General features: G+C 62.0%; 21 protein-coding genes. 4 read left to right on the forward strand and 17 right to left on the reverse strand.

Annotated elements, in window-relative coordinates:
- Positions 1-75: 75 nt before the first annotated feature.
- From Pla111_RS03125 to Pla111_RS03185, 13 genes are all read right to left on the reverse strand, one after another.
- On the reverse strand, positions 76-2,295 hold the full coding sequence (locus tag Pla111_RS03125) for a secretin N-terminal domain-containing protein (RefSeq protein WP_146571248.1): 2,220 nt from the start codon (positions 2,293-2,295) through the stop codon (positions 76-78).
- Positions 2,296-2,330: 35 nt separating this feature from the next.
- Positions 2,331-2,954, reverse strand: a complete 624-nt coding sequence (locus Pla111_RS03130) for a hypothetical protein (RefSeq protein ID WP_146571250.1) — start codon at positions 2,952-2,954, stop codon at positions 2,331-2,333.
- Positions 2,951-4,519: a PilN domain-containing protein gene (locus tag Pla111_RS03135; RefSeq protein ID WP_146571252.1), complete on the reverse strand. Its 1,569-nt coding sequence runs from the start codon at positions 4,517-4,519 to the stop codon at positions 2,951-2,953. The genes Pla111_RS03130 and Pla111_RS03135 overlap by 4 nt, the downstream gene beginning before the upstream one ends.
- A 13-nt stretch (positions 4,520-4,532) precedes the next feature.
- Complete coding sequence (locus Pla111_RS03140) at positions 4,533-4,901, reverse strand: hypothetical protein (RefSeq protein WP_146571253.1); 369 nt, start codon at positions 4,899-4,901, stop codon at positions 4,533-4,535.
- On the reverse strand, positions 4,895-5,410 hold the full coding sequence (locus tag Pla111_RS03145) for a prepilin-type N-terminal cleavage/methylation domain-containing protein (protein WP_146571255.1): 516 nt from the start codon (positions 5,408-5,410) through the stop codon (positions 4,895-4,897). The genes Pla111_RS03140 and Pla111_RS03145 overlap by 7 nt, the downstream gene beginning before the upstream one ends.
- On the reverse strand, positions 5,407-5,868 hold the full coding sequence (locus Pla111_RS03150; RefSeq protein ID WP_146571257.1) for a hypothetical protein: 462 nt from the start codon (positions 5,866-5,868) through the stop codon (positions 5,407-5,409). Before Pla111_RS03150 ends, Pla111_RS03145 begins: the two co-directional genes overlap by 4 nt.
- Before the next feature lie 85 nt (positions 5,869-5,953).
- The gene (locus Pla111_RS03155) at positions 5,954-6,481 is read right to left on the reverse strand and encodes a pilus assembly FimT family protein (RefSeq protein WP_146571259.1); all 528 of its coding nucleotides are present in this window, start codon (positions 6,479-6,481) and stop codon (positions 5,954-5,956) included.
- 1 nt (position 6,482) lies between these two features.
- Complete coding sequence (locus tag Pla111_RS03160) at positions 6,483-6,803, reverse strand: competence type IV pilus major pilin ComGC (RefSeq protein ID WP_146571261.1); 321 nt, start codon at positions 6,801-6,803, stop codon at positions 6,483-6,485.
- Between the two features lie 154 nt (positions 6,804-6,957).
- Entirely contained in the window at positions 6,958-7,290 is a 333-nt protein-coding gene (locus tag Pla111_RS03165; RefSeq protein ID WP_146571263.1) for a type II secretion system protein, read from the reverse strand.
- Positions 7,290-8,450, reverse strand: a complete 1,161-nt coding sequence (locus Pla111_RS03170) for a type II secretion system F family protein (protein ID WP_146571265.1) — start codon at positions 8,448-8,450, stop codon at positions 7,290-7,292. Before Pla111_RS03170 ends, Pla111_RS03165 begins: the two co-directional genes overlap by 1 nt.
- A 12-nt stretch (positions 8,451-8,462) precedes the next feature.
- Positions 8,463-10,151, reverse strand: coding sequence for a GspE/PulE family protein (locus tag Pla111_RS03175; protein ID WP_146571267.1), 1,689 nt, complete (start codon positions 10,149-10,151; stop codon positions 8,463-8,465).
- A 52-nt stretch (positions 10,152-10,203) separates the two neighbouring features.
- Positions 10,204-10,599 carry a response regulator gene (locus tag Pla111_RS03180; protein WP_146571269.1) on the reverse strand — a complete coding sequence of 132 codons (396 nt, stop codon included), beginning with the start codon at positions 10,597-10,599 and terminating at the stop codon, positions 10,204-10,206.
- A gap of 117 nt (positions 10,600-10,716) precedes the next feature.
- Positions 10,717-11,109 (reverse strand): CBS domain-containing protein, encoded by a 393-nt coding sequence (locus Pla111_RS03185; protein WP_146571270.1) that lies wholly within the window; start codon positions 11,107-11,109, stop codon positions 10,717-10,719.
- 302 nt (positions 11,110-11,411) lie between these two features.
- Here Pla111_RS03185 and Pla111_RS03190 point away from each other — a divergent pair, with 302 nt between their 5' ends.
- On the forward strand, positions 11,412-12,659 hold the full coding sequence (locus Pla111_RS03190; RefSeq protein ID WP_146571272.1) for a hypothetical protein: 1,248 nt from the start codon (positions 11,412-11,414) through the stop codon (positions 12,657-12,659).
- On the opposite strand, the gene Pla111_RS03195 is transcribed toward Pla111_RS03190, so the two are convergent.
- A complete protein-coding gene (locus tag Pla111_RS03195; RefSeq protein WP_146571274.1) occupies positions 12,557-14,335 on the reverse strand; it encodes an outer membrane protein assembly factor BamB family protein in 1,779 nt (592 codons plus the stop codon). The genes Pla111_RS03190 and Pla111_RS03195 overlap by 103 nt on opposite strands.
- Before the next feature lie 118 nt (positions 14,336-14,453).
- On the opposite strand from Pla111_RS03195, the gene Pla111_RS03200 reads away from it, so the two are divergent.
- Together Pla111_RS03200 and Pla111_RS03205 are read left to right on the forward strand one after the other, a co-directional pair.
- Positions 14,454-15,884, forward strand: coding sequence for an anthranilate synthase component I family protein (locus Pla111_RS03200; protein WP_146571276.1), 1,431 nt, complete (start codon positions 14,454-14,456; stop codon positions 15,882-15,884).
- Positions 15,881-16,516: an anthranilate synthase component II gene (locus Pla111_RS03205; protein WP_146571278.1), complete on the forward strand. Its 636-nt coding sequence runs from the start codon at positions 15,881-15,883 to the stop codon at positions 16,514-16,516. The genes Pla111_RS03200 and Pla111_RS03205 overlap by 4 nt, the downstream gene beginning before the upstream one ends.
- 205 nt (positions 16,517-16,721) lie before the next feature.
- On the opposite strand, the gene Pla111_RS03210 is transcribed toward Pla111_RS03205, so the two are convergent.
- Complete coding sequence (locus tag Pla111_RS03210) at positions 16,722-17,447, reverse strand: pyridoxine 5'-phosphate synthase (RefSeq protein WP_146571280.1); 726 nt, start codon at positions 17,445-17,447, stop codon at positions 16,722-16,724.
- Between the two features lie 125 nt (positions 17,448-17,572).
- Complete coding sequence (locus Pla111_RS03215) at positions 17,573-18,238, reverse strand: hypothetical protein (protein ID WP_146571282.1); 666 nt, start codon at positions 18,236-18,238, stop codon at positions 17,573-17,575.
- 235 nt (positions 18,239-18,473) lie between these two features.
- Here Pla111_RS03215 and Pla111_RS03220 point away from each other — a divergent pair, with 235 nt between their 5' ends.
- Positions 18,474-18,809, forward strand: coding sequence for a hypothetical protein (locus Pla111_RS03220; protein ID WP_146571284.1), 336 nt, complete (start codon positions 18,474-18,476; stop codon positions 18,807-18,809).
- Between the two features lie 54 nt (positions 18,810-18,863).
- On the opposite strand, the gene mgtE is transcribed toward Pla111_RS03220, so the two are convergent.
- Positions 18,864-20,258: a magnesium transporter gene (gene mgtE / locus Pla111_RS03225; protein ID WP_146571286.1), complete on the reverse strand. Its 1,395-nt coding sequence runs from the start codon at positions 20,256-20,258 to the stop codon at positions 18,864-18,866.
- Between the last annotated feature and the right edge of the window lie 77 nt (positions 20,259-20,335).

Here is a 20,335-nt window from a genome sequence, read left to right on the forward strand (position 1 = left end):
ACGTCGTGGTAGCCGCCTCGCTGTGCCGCTCCCGTTGGCACCTGCTCGCAGCGGGCCGCGTAATCCGCCTGATCGTTACCGCCAGAACCGCTCGGTAATGGAGGAGAATCGTCCGGGCTTCTCCGGTTCGCTCGGGGTGGTTGTTGTGTCTGCTTCCGATTGCAGTTTCGCGGCTACGCGGGGCTGGGTGAGCGATCCCGATGCACGGAACCGTTCGTCGTAGCTCTTGCGGAGAGGGAACGCCGTTTTATCAGCAACCGCTTCAACCGGAGCAATCGGGGGTGTGGCAAGTGGCGGGCTGCTCGTCGGGGCGGCAGAGCCTATCGGAGGCAGACGTCGGGGAGGGTTGGAAGTCAGCAACGGCATCCGCAGATCGAGATCCGCGGGGTTGTGTCTTGCAGGGGAGAGTGCGGCTGATGGAGATGATGGCTCGCCGCGCTCGATCGCTTCGAGTGGCTCTAGGACGGGAGTCTCGTCCGGTTGTGAGACTTCCGGTCCGAGGATAATCGGTGCCATTTCAGGGGAAGTCTGGTCGAGGCTGGCCGGCCCCTCATGGAACCCGATGGTCGTGCTTGTTCCCGGGCCGCAGGTCTCGCAGCCCGTGCCCTGACACGCATCGCACGTGGGGCAGCCTTCAGGGGCAGGAATGCGGTCGAGCCGACAACGCACCGTATCGGCGGCTAGCTGATCACGCGTCGCGAGGCCATCGGCGTAGCCGACAATCTCGGGCGTGATGAACACCACCAACTCGCTCTCTTCGATCTGTGTTTCACGGGCTCGGAACAGATGCCCCAGATAGCGAATGTCTTTGAGCAGCGGCACGCCGTCGAAGTTGCCCACATCGTTGCGTTGTCGCAGACCGCCGATCATCAGCGTTTGACCGTTGGCGACCCGCACGCGTGTGCTCGCGGTACGTCGGTCGATAATTGGCTGGTTATCGCCGGGCGTGAAGCCGGTCAGTCGGCTGAACTCCGGTGCAATCTTCAAGTTGATCGTGCGGTCGCTGGCCACTTTTGGCGTCACCTTGAGCGAGATGCCGGCATCGCGAAAGCTGGTTGTGCCGATCTGTCCGCCGGCACCGGTTTGCGTGAGTTGCTGGAACGGGATCTCCGAGACGCTTTGGAAGATCGCTTCTTCGTTGTCGATCACCGTCACATTAGGCGAAGCTAGCAGCCGTGAGTCGTCAGCCTGCTGCAACGCGAGCACAACCGCCTGCAGGTTCAGGTCCGCGTTCAGACTGAAGAAGGTGAACGATCCGCCCGTTCCGGCAGCGTCGAACGGGGTCTTAGTAACGGTATTGAACAGCGCCCCATCCCCCGCTGTGGGGTTGCCGGTGCCGTCGGTGGTGCCGCTTACCAGCGCGTTCCAGTTAACACCGATCTCTTCAATATCGGTAAGGTTGATATCGTAGATGAGTGCCTGGATCTTCACCTGGGGCCGCGGACGATCGATACGGGCGAGGACGACCTCGACCATCGCCAGATTCTCAGCGTAGTCGACCACTAGCAAGCGATCCTCTTGATCGATCGCGGCGATGCGACCCTGCGGGCTGAGCACCACATTCAGCGCCAATTGGGCATCGGCGGCGGGCACAAAGTGGGTACGGAAGTAAGCCACTTCCAGCCGCTGCGGTCCCATCGCCGAGCCGCCCGGCTGACCCATGCCGCGCGTGGCCCGATCAATCTGCCCGATCAGCTCGCGTATCTTCTCAACACGATCGGGGAAATCGACCACCAGCACAGCGCCGGCCGACGGCATCGCCCGGACCTGACCCTGAGGGGTCGACATGAGCCGCGCGGCCTCGACGACTTCGCCCACTTCGGCCGCACCAACGGCGATCGTTTCCGAGACGAAGAACGGGTTGATCTGCCCCAGTTCGGCAAGGCGGCTAACCACCAGGCTCTCTCCCACTGGGCGGTAAGCGTATCCGTTGCTCAGCAGGATCGAATCCAGGATCTCGCGAAGCGGCGCATCCTTGAAAACACCGTTGACCGAGCCGGGCACTTCGCCAGCAACGATGTTGATCCCCCACAGTTCACTGATCGTGAAGAGTGCGGCTTCGAGCGAGGAGTTGCGCAAGGTCAGATCGCCGCGCCGCGCGAGCTGCTTCATCACGCGACCCGAAGACGATACCCCGACCCCGGTGGGCGGGTTCAGCTGCGGGGCCGCTAACGCGGTTGCAGCGACGCCTGTCAGCCCTAAGCTGATCGCCACGGAAAGAAACACTCGACGGACCACGGGTCCGATAGGCGTCGCTACCGCGAGCGTTCTTGCTGGGAGTACTGTTAGGGTCATCCTTGACCACTTCGCTTAGGGCAGGGGCTCGGTTGTCAGACGGCGGGCTTCACTAGAGCGAAGTATCGCAGGCTGAGGTCGAGCTGGAGTTCCGCGTTGCTGCGACTTCCGGGGCGCAGGTCGAGGAGTTGGACTTGCTTGAGTCGGGAGTCGGTGTCAATCGTTTTTAGCAGCGTTCGTACCTCTTCCGGCGCGCCGGTCACCGAGAGCGTAATGCTGCGTGTTTGGAGGTTGAACGGGGTTAGTTTCTCTTTCGGCGGGGCGGTCGCCGCTTCGTTCAGCGGTGAATCATCGGTTGACCAGGGTCGGTTGCTCGCGGACCCCAAGTCGATCCGACGAACCGTGCAGCCCGCTTCGCGCGACACGTTAACCAGCCAGGTTCTTAGCTCAGCCACTTGCGACTCATCGATCTCTCGATCGCGGAGGGCGGTGAGCTGGGCTTCTTTTTCAGCCGCTTTGCTCTCGTAGTCGGGTACCAGTCGCGGCGCTTCGGACGCATCCAGAACATGTTGCTCTAGAGACGTCCGCTCACTGCGGATCGCAATGTATTCATCGACCTGAGGCAGGATGGTCGCGAGGGCAATCCCGAGGGTGACGGCTGTAACGATTAGCCAACGATGCCGGTTGGTACAGAACTGCTCTGCTAGCATGCGGATCATGGTTTCTCTCCGGTCGGCAAAACTGTCGGAATTCGCTCAGGCGGGGGGATAAGATCGACCTCGATGTCGAAGCTGGTGGCCGGACCCTGCCGTGTCTGCTCGACCCCGGTGCCACGGAGTGCTACCTCTTTCGTGACGGGTGCTTTTTCAAGGTAGCCCACAAAGTCGTACACGCCCCCCTCGGTGTAGCTGGCACCTGCGACGCTTGCTTGAGAGTCATTTTGGATCCTTAACTGCTTCAGCCAGACATCGTCTGGCAAGCAGTGCGCCACTCCGGTCATTAGCGGCTCGAGCCGCGTCGCGGGCGTGGCAGCTGTCAATTGATTGAGATGCTCGATCTCAACATCGCTTGAGCGGATTCGCTCAGAAAGTTGTTTGAGCCGCAGTTCAGCCGGACGTAGTTCATCCGATTTGGCCCTGAGAGCGACAAGCTCGCCGCTTTGCTCAAGGTTCAAGGCCCACAAACCCGCCGCGATCAGCAAAGTCGCCGCGATGGGGGCAAAGGCCTTAGTCAGGAACGGCCGGAGCGGAGTCTTGGCCCGGCCGAGGATCTTTTCCATCAGATTGGGTGTCTGCGCGGGGTCATCCTTCCTTGCAAGCAGCGCCAAACCAATCGCAGCGCTCATCTCCGCGGGCGGGATGCGATTATCTTGCAGTTGCCACGTGTCGCTGATCTTGGCCAGGTTAAGCACTTTCGTGTCGAGGGCCGCTTTCGTCTTCGCACGCGTGCCCTCGATCTCGGTGCTGTCTCCCACTAGCCACAGGCGGCTGATTTGCATGGCACCCAGGCCATACTGCCGTCGGCAGAAACGTTCGAGTCGTCCGTGGTGATCGTCGATCACGGTGCCCAGATTGGCGGTCGTAGCGTCGGATGACGGACGATACTCGACCAGCAGCTGATCGTTACGGGTGACGCCTACTTCGAACCTATCTTCGTCGAGCTGGGCTAGGATAACGGGCTCTTCGGTGTTGTCGGTGAGCAACCCGTAAAGCCGCGACAAGGCGACCAGCGATGACTCGACGACTTTGACGACGAGTCCCGCGGCCTCGGCCGCTTGGACCAAGAGCTCGAGTGTTGACTCGTTGGCAACGGTCATCAGCGCATGCTCGTGGCGCGCGTCGATCGGACGACGACCGATGGCCGTTGTCTTAGGACCTGGACCAAGTGTCAGGTAGAGTTGGCTGCGCTGCTCGAGTTCGTCGAGTTCTTCTTCGACACGCGCTTTAGGGCCCGAGGTTGCACGGTTAACGCAGAGTGTGCTGCTGATTGCGATCGAGACGCGGCATCCCGCCAGTCGGTGCTCCGCTACGATGCCACGCAGGGCGGCGGTTAGCTCAACCAATCCGCGGCCTTCATCGAGGCCCGCAGCGTCAACGCGCCAGCGGACGGTCTTAGCGACCAGCGTAGGAAGCTCTTCACGCCCATCATCGATTACTAAAACGACGCGCAGCACCGAATGGCAGAGCTCGACATAGAGCGTCCGTGAGTCCGCGTGTCGGCGGCGCGTCGTGGGCTGACGACGGTCAGATAGCTGGCGACGGTTCGGTGGAGAATCAAGGCTCATCGGTCGTTTGTATTCAGAGTTCTACGGTTGCCTGAAGCGTGCGGTGTCCTCGGCCCGAGTAGCCACTCGAGACAATGACGATCCCCAAGGCACCCTCAGCGACGGTGACGGAGTAACCCGCTGGATCCGCGGCGGGGGGGAGCGTTCCTTCGATCAAAACACCGCGCCATGAAGGGTCCAGCATCAGATCCACACAAGCGCGATGAATGCCGCCGTTGGCCCAGTACAGGGATTGCTCGTATTCGATCGTGTTGCGAGTGGCAGCTAGCTGCAACGTCTCGGTATCGATGACGTTGATCACCAGCGACGTTACCGTCAGCACGATGAACAGGCACATCAAGAGCGCCGCGCCACGGCGTGGTTGTCGGGTGTTCGTCACCATGCCCTCACCCAGGTGAAAGACGAGGCCGTGCGATTGGCCCCGCTTGGTAAGGTGGTTGTCACGGCACACCGAAGAGCGTGGATATCGGAGGGGTTGTCGGTTGTCGTGACGCCGTCTGCTTCGTAACCCGTGAAGGACAGCCCCGTGATATTATCGCTGAGTGTTTGTGGCGAGCCGCCTGTCATCTGGTACAAAACCGTGCCGCTGCTGTAGGTCCAAGTTGCGACCAAGCCATCGTTAAGTTGCACGGACAAAGCTCCGTTCGGAGCTGCGGTCGCGGTAACGGCGGTAACGGCATTGGCCTGACGAACACCTCGCACCAAGTGGCGGAGCACGGCGTTGGCAGCGCCCGCACGGTCTAGCTCTTCCTCGTGGAGTCGCCAGGTGGCATAGCTCGAGCGCAGCACGACCATTGATGATGTCATCAGCGTCGCGGAAAGGGCGAGCGTGGTCATCACCTCCAGCAAGGTCACCCCGCAGCGATCGGGGGTAGCGGCACGACGGGTCATGGGTTTAGCGCCTCGTAAGTCGAGAAGCGGCCCAGTTGAGTACGGAAGTCGCACCGCGGCTCGTCGCTGGTTAGAGCGTCATCGCCGTTGGCGTCGTAGTAGGTCGTCACGCGCAGGTCCATCAACAGTCCCGTCACGCCCCCGTTCAGGGGATCATCAGAACAGACCGCTGCGTAACGGATATCGGCATTGTTATCTGCCGCGTAGTCGCCGGTGTACGAACCAACCGCCCAGGTGGCGGCGGTAGCGGCGAGTTGTTTTTCCATCTGCGAAACCGCATAGCTTGCCATCTGCAGACGGCGATCGGTCTCGATGCTCTGTTGCAGTCCATGTCTCATCAGTTCCAGGGCAGGAACCAGCGTTCCCGCAACGAGCGCAAGCGCCGCGACGAGTTCGAGCAGCGAATAGCCCCGAGGGCTGCACGCAGAGTGACGGCGGATAGGAACAATGCTACGCATGAAATAACGTAGCTCGCGGCCTGTGCCGGTCAATTTGCCGCAACAAGAGGAGGTGTCTCTGGAAGAATCGACACCCGGTTTTTTGTTAAGAAGCAACCCGGCTCAGCCGCGGTTGTCCGGTCAGAGCGTTCATGGTGATCGTCCACGTCCAACCGGGAGAGGTGATCGTAACGGTTCCTCCGCTCGGCGTAGCGAGGGCTCCCGTGTAGTCGAATTCCCACCTTGCCGCTGTCGCGACCATCGTGACACCGGAAGCCACAGGCATCACGGCTTCAACGGGTTCGTCGCCACTCGCGGCGGCGCGAACAACCGTGAAGGAACTGACCGCCGTTCCATCGGGTGAGAGAATGACCGCGGCGTTCACGCCTTCGCTGATCGCTTGGCGGCGAGCGAGCCGCATCGCCAGGGTCACTCGACGTGCGACTCCCTCGGCATCAACGGTTGCCAGCGTATCATGCCCGAAGCGGGTGATCGCCATCCCGGCTACGATGCCCAGGATCACCACGACCGTGACCATCTCCAACAGCGAGAACGCACGCGCCCGTTGCCGAGCGCGTGCGTTGTGCGGTGCTGTGCGGGGGGTGCTTTCGTCGGAAAGAGCCGACAACAACACGTCAGTTCACCCGGTTCGAAGTGGTGTTCATCGTGTAAGCCGCACCGGTTCCCGGGACGGTGGGAAGACCATCGGGGAAGTAGCTCACGACGTTCAGCTCAGCCAGGTTGGCCGAGGGCCACGAACCGGTGTTGATGTAGTAGCGCTCGATCGCTGAGTTGAGCGTGGCGCGGTTGTGCGCATCGACCTTCTGCTTAGCGACATCGCTCGATGTGGTGACGCGTGGGACAACGATCGCAGCAATAATGCCGAGGATCGTCACAACAGCCAGCAACTCCATCAGGGAGAAGCCGCGACGTGAGAGGGGGGCGTGTCGTTTCATGGGACTACCTAGTTCTTCTGGAGACGGATCGATGGGCGTGATGGTTGGTTCAGAGGCCTCGCATCATCCGCGTGCCTCGCCCGTTTCAATAACTTAGGTCACCATTTCGTCGTGATTAAGAAACCGGCTAAATAGTGACAAAAAGCGCTTTGTTTCAGTGCGTGTGCCCGACAACCAGTCCGGTTGTAGCGTCTATTTCATAGGCGCTAGCATCGACCGGGCAGCTTGGAACGCCTTCGGGGAAGTAGAACGCGTCAATGCCCACGTCGGTGAGATTGGTAGCCGGCCAAGACCCCGTTGCACGACGCCATCGGAGGGCTTGCAGCTCAATCTCGGCGCGCTGCAAGTGGCAAGAGCCGACACGTCCCTCGTCTAGTGCCGAACGTACCCGTGGTAGCGCCATCGCGGCCAACAGCCCAAGGATGGCGATCGAGGCCGTAAGCTCGACGAGGCTCAGGCCCCTCGATTGGTAACGATAGCGGATCATCAGCTCACCGTGCTGATCATGTCGAACATGGGTAAGTAGATCGCCATCAGGATGACAGCGACGGCACCCGCCATCGACATGGTCAGGGTCGGCTCGATGACGCCGATGGCGATATCGCTCTTGCGTTGGATTTCTTCTTGCAAGTGTGCGCGGATGTGCTGCGTTGAACGAGTCAGCTCCCCGGTTTGCTCGCCGATGATGATCAACTGGCTAACCATCGGAGGGAACAGATCGGCGTGACGTTCAACCTCGCGGCTGAAGCGTTCGCCGCGCTGAACGGCCTTATGCAGGTCCGTAACACCGCGCTTCATCGCCCGATTGCTGACCGAGTCGGCTGCCTCTTGCAGGGCTTCGGCTAGGGTAAAGCCGGCCTCCATGAGACTCCCGATAACCTCCATCAGCTGCAGCAGGGCGATATCGCGAAGCCAAGGTCCCAGCAACGGTGTCTGCAGGATCTTACGGTCTAACGCTAAGGCGAATTGGTCGCGTTTGCGGAGTTGTTTGATCACCAGCGGGATACCTAAGGCCAACAGCAGCCCGGCCCACCAGTACGACTGTGCAATGGCACCCACGCCGATCATCACTTTCGTGATCGCGGGCAGGGGGACATTCGCTGATCGATAAGTGTCCTCGAAGACCGGCACGACATACGCCAGCAAGAACATAACGACACAGCAGCCCACCAGGGCGAGCACGACCGGGTAAGCGAGTTTCTTGACGATATCCTCTTTAACCTTGCCGGCTTTCTCGCGATTTTCGGCGATCTTCATGAGCGAATCGCACAGCGATCCCGAACGCTCGCCCACACGGATCTGGCTGAGAGTTACTTTGTCAAACGTCGCGCCGTAGCAGGAAAGGGCGTGGCTGAAGGTATCGCCGCTCTCGAGCCGTTTCTTGATGGCTAGCAACATCTTCCGACGCCGCTCGAGCGTGCGCTCTTCGGCGATCGCCCCGACGGCTTTGGTGAGCGGGACGCCGTTGCCGGTGAGCGTTGCCAGGTTGCGGAAGAAGAAGGTCACCTCGGTCTTCTTCAGCCGGTCGGCAGGGGTAGCCCGCCGCCAGCTCAAGCCAAGGCTGTTTTTTGTTGTGCCAGCTTTGCTCTTCTTGCCGGTTAGAGCCTTGGTAATCGGCGCTAGCGTTTTCTTGGCGGCGGTCCGCATGACGAGATCTCCTTAGCTAGAGAGCTTGTAGTAGACCTCTTCCAGCGATGTTCGACCGGCGAACACCTGCGACAGACCGGCTTGGCGCAGATCGACAAGCCCTTCTTTGATCGCGATCCGCGAAATTTCCGAAGCGGGAGCGCCCCGCTCGACCGCCTCGGCGAGCTTGGGCGTCATCACCAGCACCTCAAAGATCGGCAGCCGTCCTGAATAGCCTGTGCCGAGGCACTTTTTGCAGCCGCGCCCCTGGAAGAAGAAAGCGTCATCGGGGATCGGCTTGTCACCCATCATTTGTGTCCACAGCTGCTCGTTAGGAGAGCAGGGCTCGCGGCACTCGTCGCAGATGGTACGCAGCAGGCGCTGAGCGATCACGCCGTTCAGCGAACCGGCAATCTTGAAATTGTCCACACCCAAGTCGTTCAGGCGAGCAACCGCTCCCACCGAATCGTTGGTATGCAGCGTGCTAATCAGCAAGTGGCCCGTGAGAGCGGCTTGGACCGCGGTGCCCGCGGTTTCTTGGTCGCGTATTTCGCCGACCATGATCACGTCGGGGTCCTGACGCATCATGTACTTGAGAGCATTCGCAAAGCCCAGGCCGTGCTCGTTGTCGCTCGCAACTTGGTTGATGCCGGTGAGCCGGTACTCAACGGGATCTTCGACAGTCACGATGTTGCGATTGACCGCGTTCAATCGCGACAGCACCGAGTACATCGTGGTGCTCTTCCCCGAGCCGGTGGGGCCCGTCACGACGATCATGCCGTGCGGCTTGTCGATGAGTGATTGAATTTTCTTGAGGTCGGCGTCGCTAAGGCCGAGCGTGCGTAGCTCGAACGACTTACCACCTTCATCGAGCAGACGCATCACCACTTTCTCACCGCCGACGGTGGGAATGGTGCTAACGCGGAAGTTGACCCGCGCGCCCGCCTCGGTGATCGTCAGGCGACCGTCTTGCGGGCGCCGGTTCTCGGTCGTGTCCATATCGGCCATGACTTTGATGCGCGCGACGACGGATTCTTCCGTGTGATTGGGAATCGTCATCACCGATTGCAGTTCGCCGTCAACGCGATAACGGACACGCATCTCGGGCACGTGAGGCTCGAGGTGGATATCGCTGCATCCGGCGTTAATAGCGCCCATCAGGATCGAACGAACGAGCCGCACCACAGGTGCCTGCTCTTCTTCGACCGCATCGGTAGGTTCGAGGTCGATCTCTTCGAGATGCTCGGCCGATTCCAGGTCGGCCATTTTCATGTCAACGATCGTCTGACGAGCGGTCATGCGATCGTCGAACCCACGATCGAGCGCAGCCTGTACCGCGTTGTCGAGCGCCACTAAGGGTTTGACGTGATAGCCCGTGATGAGTTCGGTCTCAGAGATCGTGTCGATGTCGTCGGGCGTGACCATCGCCAATTGCAGCTCGCGGCCGTGAATCGCCACGGGAACGCAGTTGCGTTCCCGTGCGAGGTTCTCGGGAAGCAAGCGGGCAATCTGGACATTGATCGCCTGGGGGACGATGTCGAAGTAATCGACACCGTACTGCTCGGCCAGAGCGTCACCGAGCTGGTCGAGCGAGATCAGATTCCGTCGCAGCAGGATCTGGCCGAGCATACCCCGTTCCGAACCCTGAGCGGCCAGCGCCGCTTCGAGCTGGTTCTGCGTGACCATGCCACGCGAAACAAGGATATCACCGAGCCGAGCCATTAGCAGTGGGTGCGACGATCAAACGGGAAGGGAGCAGGGGCGTATTTACTTTCTAGACGCTGGCCGCAGCGGGATCGCTGAGCAATCGTGTCAACTTCTGCTCGAGCGTTTGGGGGTCGAAGGGGGTTACCAGGAACTCATCCGCTCCTGAGTTGAATGCCCGCTGTACGTCTTCGAGCTCGGCATTGGGCGAAAGCAGCATGACGGGCACTTCACTCGTGCGAACCTCGTTGCTGAGGCGGTCCACTAGCTCAAGGCCATCCATATCTGGCAAGAAGTGTCCGATGATGACGGCATCGGGCAGCTCCTGCAAAAGCTGCGTAATGGCCTGCTCGCCTGTCGAGAATGAGTCGACCGTATGCCCGAGAAGCTCCAGACGGAACGCCGTGATCTCGCGGAGCGTGGCGTCCTCTTCGATCAGCAAGATACGCTTGTGAGAGTAGCTCATCGTGGGGCTTGTTAACTATTGATGGGGGGATCAGCGCAGGCTGACGCGGGTACGGCACCCGATGCGCCAGCATTACCTACGTCGCCCCGGCACAAAGTCAAAGCCAACCGACCGGGTTCAGCCCACAAAAGCCGGCGTGCTGGTGTGGATCGTGGCCAAGACGTCGCGCCGCGAGACCAAACCGACTAGGCGACCCTCTTCCAAAACAGGAAGACGACGGACGCGATGCACGATGCACAGGTCCGCCACCTTGCTCACCGAATCGGTTGCATCGACGGTGAGGACGGTCCGGGTCATATGCTCTTCGACTGACTGACGCGTTAGGTTCTGATCGTAAGCCAAGCCCAACAGAGCGAATTCGGTGATGATGCCAACAAGACGGCCATCGTCATCGACAACCGGCAGACCGCTAACTCGGCGCGCGAGCAGCAGCTCGATCGCGTCTCCGATCGACGCCTCGGGGCTGATCGTGACGATGTTGCGGGTCATAATGTCTTGAACGAGCGGCATGACGAGTCTCGCGTGGAAGGAGCGTTTTAGAGGGCTGTTAGCGGGCGGGCCCCAGCAGTCCTAGGTTTGAAGGCTTAGGAAGCCTAGGTCGCCTTATTGGCGAAGGCGTAACCTTGCCATCAGCGGTATCCCGAACCAAGCGATTTCCAAAACCTTAGAATCGGTGCAACCGAGCGTTTGTGCCGATCCCGCTCGTGGTACGCTTGTGTAACCCTTACGCTTAGGCGAACCGGGGTGGCACGGTCCGCGTAAAGAGGGCACGGTTCCGAGTCCTTCTCTTGTAAGTAGAGGGAGATGCGGCCATGACGGCGTTATCTGCCAGTGCGCCTCAATTCGACGAGCGTACGCCAACCGTTCTGGCGTACAGGGGGTATAACCAGACCAATCTGGGCCGCACCCGCGAACTGCTGCAGGTGCCCGCCTATACGGAAACCGTCAGCCGTTGGCTTCGCTGGGCGGAGCGGCTTGTGGCCGAGCAGACCGATCGGCCGATCGATTTGATCGCTCGGGTGGAGCGGTCCGAGGAGCCTGCTGCAGGCGACTATGCTGAGGCGATTGCGCTGGTCTTTGCCGTGGAGATGGCGCAGGTCGAGCTGGCACGCACCCACTTCAAGCTCCAAGCGGTGCCGATCCGTTTTGCCTTCGGTTATAGCTTGGGCGAACTGGCGGCGTTGGCGGCAGGCGGGCTCTGTGCTCCCGAAGAGGTGCTCCGCATCCCGTTAAAGCTGGCTGCCGACTGCGAGGCGCTTGCCCAGGAAACGACGATGGCCGTCTTGTTCTCGCGCACCGCGGCACTCCCGCTTACGGAACTGAATCAGGCGTGCGAGGAGCTGAGCTGTGACGGCCGCGGTACGATTGCCGTTTCAGCGATTCTCTCACCCAACACGGCGCTGGTGATCGGGCAGGGAGACTTGCTCGAACGCCTTCAGACCGGCTTCCCCGTGCTACGCGAACGGGGCGTGCGGCTGCGCAAGCACGACGGGGTTTGGCCGCCGCTGCATACGCCCATCGTACGCCAACGGGCGGTGCCCGATCGGGCCTCGTGCATGATCGAAAAGATCCGTTGTTCAGCGAGCGCGCCCTCTCCAGATGTCTTCTCGCTTGTGACGGGCACGTTTGCGTACGGTGAAGGGGTCACTCGCGAGGTGCTGCGTCGGTGGACCGATCAGCCTCAGCGGCTGTGGAGCGCGGTTGTGGCGACGCTTGCCAGCGATGCGCGTCGTGTTATCCATGTGGGGCCAGCGCCGAACGTCATCCCCGCAACCTTCCAGCGACTCGCCGAGAATGTTCGTCAACAGACGGGGGCCGCAACCGCCCGTGGCCTAGGCCTCAGAGCGGTTCAATCGCTTGTCGAGCGGCCGTGGCTTGCCGCCCGTTTGCCAACCAACACACGACTGCTGCGGGCTCCACAGCTGCAGCAGATTGTCCTGGAAGACTGGCTGCTCGATCACGCGCCGGATTCGGCAGAGACCCCCGCCGCCGCGACATCCTTGCCGGTTGGTTCGCTCATGGCCGACTCTTCCTCCTCGGTGGCTAATGGCAGCCGATAGGCCGCCGCCTCGACCGAGTTGCGCACCAGCAGCAGGTCGCCAATCAATACGGGGTTGTTCCAGCAAACATCGTCCGCAGACAACGCTGCGAAAGCGGCAATCTCGCGATATTGATCCGGGCTTGCGTCGGCGACGATCACCTCGCCCGCTTCGCTCATGATCAGGAGATGCTGTCGCGTGAGAAGTATCTGCCCGAACCCAAACGAGGGTTTGCGGCGCTTACGCCAGACCCGTTTGCCCGACTCGATCTCGACACATTGCAGATGGTCTCCGTTGAGACCATAAGCATAACCGTCGCGGACCACCAAGTTGCTGTACTTGGTCTGTAGCACGGGGAGCACGGCCGGCGACCACAGCGGCTTGGCCGTCCATGCGTCTGCATCGCGCTGAACCTCGATCAGCGAAGCTCCGTGGCCGTAGCCTTTTGACAGCAACAGTCGGTTGTTGCCAACGGAAATCGGCTGGCTGCAGCTGGGCATGTTGTCGCTCATGCCGGGCCAGGGATACGTGAAGAGCACGGTTCCATCGGCAACCGCATGGGCCATGAGAAGATCGTCGCACAGGTGCAGGACCACGGATTCTCCGTGGAGCATGACTAACTGCGGAGAGGCGTAGGAAGTTTGCTTCGTGCCGCTCCGCCAGACTTCGGTGCCGCTGCCTGCTTCGAGCGCAACGAGTGAGGCGTCGTAGGTGGGGTTCTCTTGCTTTTCGGGGGCTCCCACATTGATGATCACCAGCTCGGGGATCGCGCCAGCGGCGGGCACGTGCAGCGGCGATCCACTCTTACCCCAGACCGCGACATCGGCACCAAAGTGGGACGCCGTATCAAGTGACCAGAGTCGCTGGCCCGTTCTTCCGTCGAGGCAGTTTACGAGCCCCGCGGCACCCTGGGTGTAGACCCGCTGGCCGACGATCGTCGGCGTCGCCCGAGGCCCAACCTGGCCCATCTCGCCTTGGCCCGCTTCGGGCTCGTAGCGCAGGTCGTCGGCGTGCGACCACACCGGTTCGCCCGTTAGCGAGTCGTAGCAAACGACCAATTCTTGCGAGCCCCGCTGCTCCTGAGTCACGGCGTAGCGACCCTGGACCGCAAAGGAAGACCAGCCGGCACCAATCGGTTGACGCCAAACGAGGTCGGCGGGCCGTTCTTTCCAATCCGCCGCCAGCGCTGGCCCCACCGCTTCGGCCCACGGGCCGTTTCCCAAGAAGCGCGGGTAGTCGTAGGTGCCGGGGCTCCAGTCGCTGAGTCCCGCCTCAGTCGATTGCACGCTAACCGCTGCGAGCAGCTGGTCGGGCAGGGGGGTGCCGCGACGGTGCAGCCCGGCAATGGTGCCGTCTCCCCGTAGCTGAACCTGATACATCGAGAGCAGCGAAAACGCCGCAATAAATGGGGCCATGCCGACCGCCGCGCGCACGACCCACGGTGCCCGGCCGCGGACCGTGTACCAGAAAGCCACGCCAACGACGGAAAGCACGATCGACGCTAGCTTGGCGAGGGTCTTGATATCGGAGGTTGCTTCGGACCGCTCAAACGCGAGGTAGAGCGCGACGAGCAAGGCGACCCAGACAAAAGGAAAAACAACACGTCGGGGAGCGGCCGCGCCGTTCTCGGAGCTGCGGGGATCGCTTTCGGCAGCCGAAGAAAGATCGCGGGCGCTGTTTGAGGAGTTGGGGGCCATGTCTTTCTTGTCCGGCGGGGCCTAGGCTGCATTAACTCGCGGCGTGGTTTTGGTCGATCCTAGGGCCCGTCGCACACCCGGACAACAGCCCCTGCGACCGCTCTGCCCCCTGCCTGGAATGATCCGCTCGAACCTTCCCGAGCCGGTCGTCATCGAACTCACGCCAGCCCCCGAGGCGGCGGCGGTGTTCGAGCGCTGCGCCGGGCTACCTCGGCTGGTGTATTTCGACAGTTCTCTGCGGGACGGCATGCGCGGGCGCTACTCGTATCTTGCTGCGGATCCGTTCTGCTGGCTTGAGCGAACCCCGCGCGACGCACCGCTCGAGTCTTGGCGTAAGAAGGGGGCCGGATGGCACGCCATGCGGAAGGAGGAGCTGCCGCCGTGGCAGGGAGGGGTCGCCGGCCTGTTGGGTTACGAGCTGGGCCGCACGATCGAGCGCCTTCCCGCAACGCAATGGGATGAGTTTGGTTTGCCGGTGCTCGCGCTGGGCTGGTACGACTGGGTTGTCGCGTTCGACCATCAGGCCGATCGAGCCTGGATCGTCTCACAAGGATTGCCCGAGACGGGAGACGCACGGCTCCGTCGCGCAGCTGAGCGTGCCGCCTGGGTCCACCAACTCATCTGCGGCGGTCTGTCGCCTGACTGCAAGGTCGCTCGTGAGATCACGCCCCTAGCACGCGATCGCCTGGCACCGTGCTTTGAACGGCCTAACGCGGAGGGCCTCTGGAGCAACTTTTCTCGTGAGGGATATCTGGCCGCCGTTGAGCGCGTCATCGAGCATCTACGCGCCGGCGACGCCTTTCAGGTGAATCTCTCTCAGCGGCTGCTGACTCAGGATCAGGGCGATCCGGTGGGCTCTTATCTGCGGCTCCGCAAGCGTAATCCGGCTCCGTTCGCCGGATACTTGGACGGCGGGAGTTGGCAAATCGCCAGCGCGTCGCCCGAACGCTTCTTGCACGTCACGGATCGGGTGGTCGAAACACGCCCGATCAAGGGCACTCGCCCGCGCGGCGCGACGCCCGCCGAAGACGAACGGCTCGGGATCGAACTGGTAACGAGTGAAAAAGAGCGGGCCGAGAATGTTATGATTGTTGATCTGCTACGGAATGATTTGGCACGCGTGGCGGAAGATGCCAGTGTCGAGGTTCCACTGCTTTTCAGCCTGGAACGCTACGAGCATGTGCAGCACCTTGTATCAGCAGTAACCGCACGCTTACGCCCGGAGGCGGATCTCATCGATCTGGTGACCGCAGCCTTTCCCGGTGGATCGATCACCGGTGCGCCAAAGGTGCGTGCCCAGGAGATCATTACGAGCCTCGAGCCTACCGCCCGCGGTGCCTACTGCGGAACCCTCTTATGGACAGGCTATCCCGACGAGCGGGGCAACGAGCCCATGGATAGCAACATCTTGATCCGGACGCTTACCCATGCGCGCGGCTGGGTTCAGGCTCCCGTGGGGGGTGGCGTGACGGTCCGTTCCGAACCCGAGGCGGAGTATCAAGAGACTTGGCACAAGGCCGCGGGGCTGCTCGATGCAGGACGCCGATGATTCTGGTGCTCGACAACTACGACAGCTTCGTGCACAACCTGGCACGCCTTGTTCGGCTGTGCGGCAGCGAAACGCACGTTGTCCGCAGCGACGCGATTGATGTCGCGGGAGTCCGCGCCCTGGGCCCCGCTGCGATCGTCATCTCACCGGGTCCCGGCTCTCCCGCTGAGGTTGGTTGTTCGGTCGAGGTTGTCCGGCAGCTGGCGGAAACCACCCCCATTCTCGGCGTCTGCCTCGGCCATCAAGCGATCGTCGAGGCGTTCGGCGGTAAAATCGTCCGAGCCCCCGAGCCGATGCACGGTCGGACCTCGATTCTCACGCACAGCGGCGAGGGGCTCTTCGCGGGGATCCCGCCGGGGATCACGGTTTGCCGGTATCACTCGCTCGCAGCCGATCGCCCTACGCTTCCGGCAGTGCTCGCCATCACCGCTGAATCGGACGATGGCGTCCCCATGGCGATTGCCCACCGACGGCTGCCGGTTCACGGCGTTCAATTTCATCCCGAGGCGATTCTCACCGAGTATGGCCAACCGATGATTGAAAACTTTATCAGGATAGCGCAGCGCAATCCGAGCCCCCCACCTCAGCCGGGACCGACGGTGCCGAGCAACTTGAACCACCCTTCGATATAAGCGTGGAGGGGCCACATGAGTGACGCCGTCGCGGGGTTTCGGCCAAGCATCAGCAGAGGCCAGTAGGCATAAAAGCTCGCATAGAACCGATCATCGCCGGTCGCCTCCCGCAGCCAACACGAGGTTGCGAGAACGGGGCCGCTGCTCAGCACGTACAACGCGAGCAACCACAATGCCCAGCGCAGCGAGTGGCCAAGCCGGGCCCTCAACCGTTAGCCCCAACGATCAGCCGCTTCATTTCGCGTACCGCGGCGTCCATGCCGACAAACACGGCCCGCGAAATAATGCTGTGCCCGATGTTGAGTTCGCTCATGCTGGGCAACGCGGCGACCGGCGAAACGTTGCGGTAGTTCAGACCATGGCCGGCGTGCAGCCGAAGCCCCGCGGCTAGAGCGTGGCTGCCGCACCGGGCGAGTCGGTCAAAGGCTTCCTGCGCGTCGCCGTTGGCAAACGCGTGGGCATAGGGGCCCGTGTGCAACTCGACCCCATCGACCTGAAGCTTCGCCGAAGCATCGATCTGTGCCTGATCGGCGTCAATAAACAGGCTCACGCGGATACCGGCCTCGTGAAGCCGATCGATGGTTGCGGCTACGGCTTGGTGGTTTCCGACCACGTCGAGCCCCCCTTCGGTGGTGACTTCTTCGCGGCGTTCGGGGACGAGCGTTACCTGATGGGGGCGCTCACGACACGCGATCGCGACCACCTCGGCAGCACATGCGACTTCGAGATTCACCGGCACCGCGGCGGACTGCATCAGCAGCGCCAGATCACGATCTTGGATGTGACGACGGTCCTCTCGTAAGTGGATCGTCAGCCCGTCGGCTCCGGCTAGCTCGGCGAGGGCAGCTGCCCACACCGGATCGGGCTCGATACCCTGTCGGGCCTGACGGATCGTCGCGACATGGTCAATGTTGACTCCGAGCGTAGCCACGGGGTGAAGCGCCTGTTGACAGAGGGAGAAGTGGGAGGGGGGAGCCTTAAATCGACGAGGGATCACTTTGAGCCACCCAGCAGGATTCTAGTCGGCATTGTCGAGACCGGCGACGGGGGCCGTACTCAGGGCACGTTGCGATAACGCTCCCTGCGGTCATAGACTCCGTCACCGTTGGCGTCGGTCTCCCAAAGCCACTGTTTATCCTTCTCGTCGTAGGACAGTCGGTGACGCGCCGCACCGTTCGGGGCGAGCGTGATCAGGGGACTTGGAAGGCGGGCCACACGCGTGCCAAGTTCGGCGATGGAGTGCACGCCGGGCCGCGGGGCGTTGAGGTCTTGGTTCGGCTCAGCGGCGGGTCGCGACAGCGACAAGCCGAGCCACGCCGCTGTTGCGAGGACCGCAACCCCGATCCAAAAATTCGTCGGCCAGATCGTTGCAGGCGGAGAAGCAGTGGCACCCAATTCCCTCGGTGCCGGGTCCTCGGCGAGCACCTGTTGCAGGTGCTCGGCAGCGGCGATCGCTTGGTCGGCTGTGACGAGCACCATCGCACGATGCTGCCAAGCGCCTCGGATAGCGTCGAAGGAGTCTTCGGAATGAACCCGTGCCGCAAAACCGGCTGATTGCAATCGATCCGCGAGGAAACCGGCCTCGGCAAGGCTCGTCGTTGTGGTCAGAGGCCGTACGAGTGCCGATTCTTCGTCCTTAGCCGCACGGCTGGGGGGGCGTGGCTGGCCGCAATCGGGGCAAGGATCCATCGTCAAGCGTCCAAGCAGTTGGTCAGGTGACATGAGGCGTTCGGGGAGCGCCCTAGTTGCATTATCGCACCGATGACGGCGAGACGCCTCACGGAGGATTCTATCCAGCCGTTCCAGGCGGACCTACCAACCCCTTTGCTGCGGCAAGACGTGGGGGATTCATGCCTGCCACGGCGTCAAAGCCGGGCTAGGTTTGGGGATCGCCGAGGCCTCGGGGCACACGCCCCGCTCGCCCGTACGACCTCCCCGCAGCCGTGTGATTGCTCCGATGAACTGTCAAATGCTGGCCGAACAGATCCAGAAGCTACAGCCCAATGCCACGACGCAAGACGTGGCGCGGCTCTGTCTGCTGCTCGCAAATGCCCATGATGAGCTCGCTCCGCTGACCGATGAGCGAAAGCTGCAGACGGCTTGGAGGCAGATCGGGCTCAAGCTGCAGTTCGCCACCGACCAGCATGCCGCGATGACCAGCGAGCTGGAAGAGCTGGCAAGCTCCGATCCGAAGGCCTTCAGCCAAGAGCAGATCTGGGTGCTGATCCGTGCCATCAAGGTGCAGAGTCAGATCCTTCAGATGTACGTCGGACATCCGGTCCTCGACGTTTGATCGTCTTCTCACACGCAGGCAGTCGGGAAGCGATCGCGGTAGATTGGCCGCTTCTCAGCCGAGCCCGACGATCATCGCCATCGCGACCGTCATGTAGATGACGATCCCTGCGATATCGATGATGCCCGCGACGAACGGGTTGCTCATCAGTGCTGGGTCGACCCCCAGGCGTTGAAACAGCAACGGCAAAGCCCCACCGCACACGGTCCCACATACGACGACCAGCAGCAGGGTGATCGGCACGACGGCCACTTCCAGGGCAGTGGGTGCCGGCTCGGCTTCACTCGTAGTGCGTGTCAGCGCGTAGGCGCTGAAGTAACCGACCGTCGCGAGCGCGGCACCGAGCGTTAGGCCCATCAGAAGTTCGCGCCGCAGGACACGCCCCCAATCGCGCAGGGCGACTTGGCCATCGGTCAGGCCGCGGATGACGAGCGTTGCCGACTGGCTGCCCGAGTTGCCCCCGCTTGAGATTACTAGCGGAATAAAGAGCACGAGCCAGCTTGCTTTCTGAAACTCCTCTTCGTAGCCCCGCAGGGCGAGCGCCGTTAACAGTGCCGCTACAAACAGCACGCTGAGCCACATCCCGCGATTGCAGGCCAACGTAAACCAATGGCTGCGCAAGTAGCCATGATCCAGCGGTGCCATACCCGCCGCGAGCAAGGCGTCTTCGGTTGCTTCCGCACGGAGCACGTCGAGGATGTCGTCGTGCGTGATGATACCGAGCAGTCGGCGGTCGTCGTCCACCACGGGAATCGCCAGCAAGTCGTAGGCGGCCACCTTGTCGGCGACCGATTCTTGATCGTCCATCGCGCGAGCCGTCACCACGTCGCGCTGCATCAGCTCGGCGATCGGTTGGTTTGGCTGGTTGTAGTGGGCGATCAGCTGACGGGTCGCCACCATGCCCAAGAGCCGATTTTCCTCGTCCACGACGTAGCTCGTGTAGATCGTTTCGAGCTCTTCGGCGTGATCGCTCATGAAGCTCAGCGCCTCCGAGACGCTCATGCCGATGCTCAATCGGCCGACTTCGGTCGTCATGACCGACCCGGCGGTGCCCTCGGGAAAGCCGCGCAACCGTAGGGTCTCGCGGCGGTCTTCTTGCGCCATGCGCGGCAGCAGTTCCTCAACGAGCTCGTCGTCCAGCTGGTTGAGCAGGTCGACCCGGTCGTCCGCTGGCAGATCCGCCACGAGTTGGCTGATGGCGTCCACGTCTTCCGAGCGTGCCACTTGCGTGACCAGATCGGCCTGTTTGTGCTCGTCGAAATAAGCGAACACCTCAACACGGCGTTCGGGATCGGCGTGCAGCAGCACTTTCCAGGAATCTTCGGCCGTGAGCCCTTCCATGAACTCGGCGGCCCGCGTGGCGTTGATCGCTTCGGTGAACTCGCGCAGCCCCGGCGCGTCGCCTGCGGCGATCATCTCGCGCAGCTCGGGAAGATAGAGGGTGTTCATCGGTCCAAAAGCCGGGGGCGAGGGCCGGCCGAAGCCTGGCGGAGGGCGGCAGAGTAAGGGCTTCTCGAGCCATTAGG

It is taken from the genome of Botrimarina hoheduenensis (assembly GCF_007859815.1).
In the GTDB taxonomy this organism is placed as follows: Bacteria; Planctomycetota; Planctomycetia; order Pirellulales; family Lacipirellulaceae; genus Botrimarina; species Botrimarina hoheduenensis.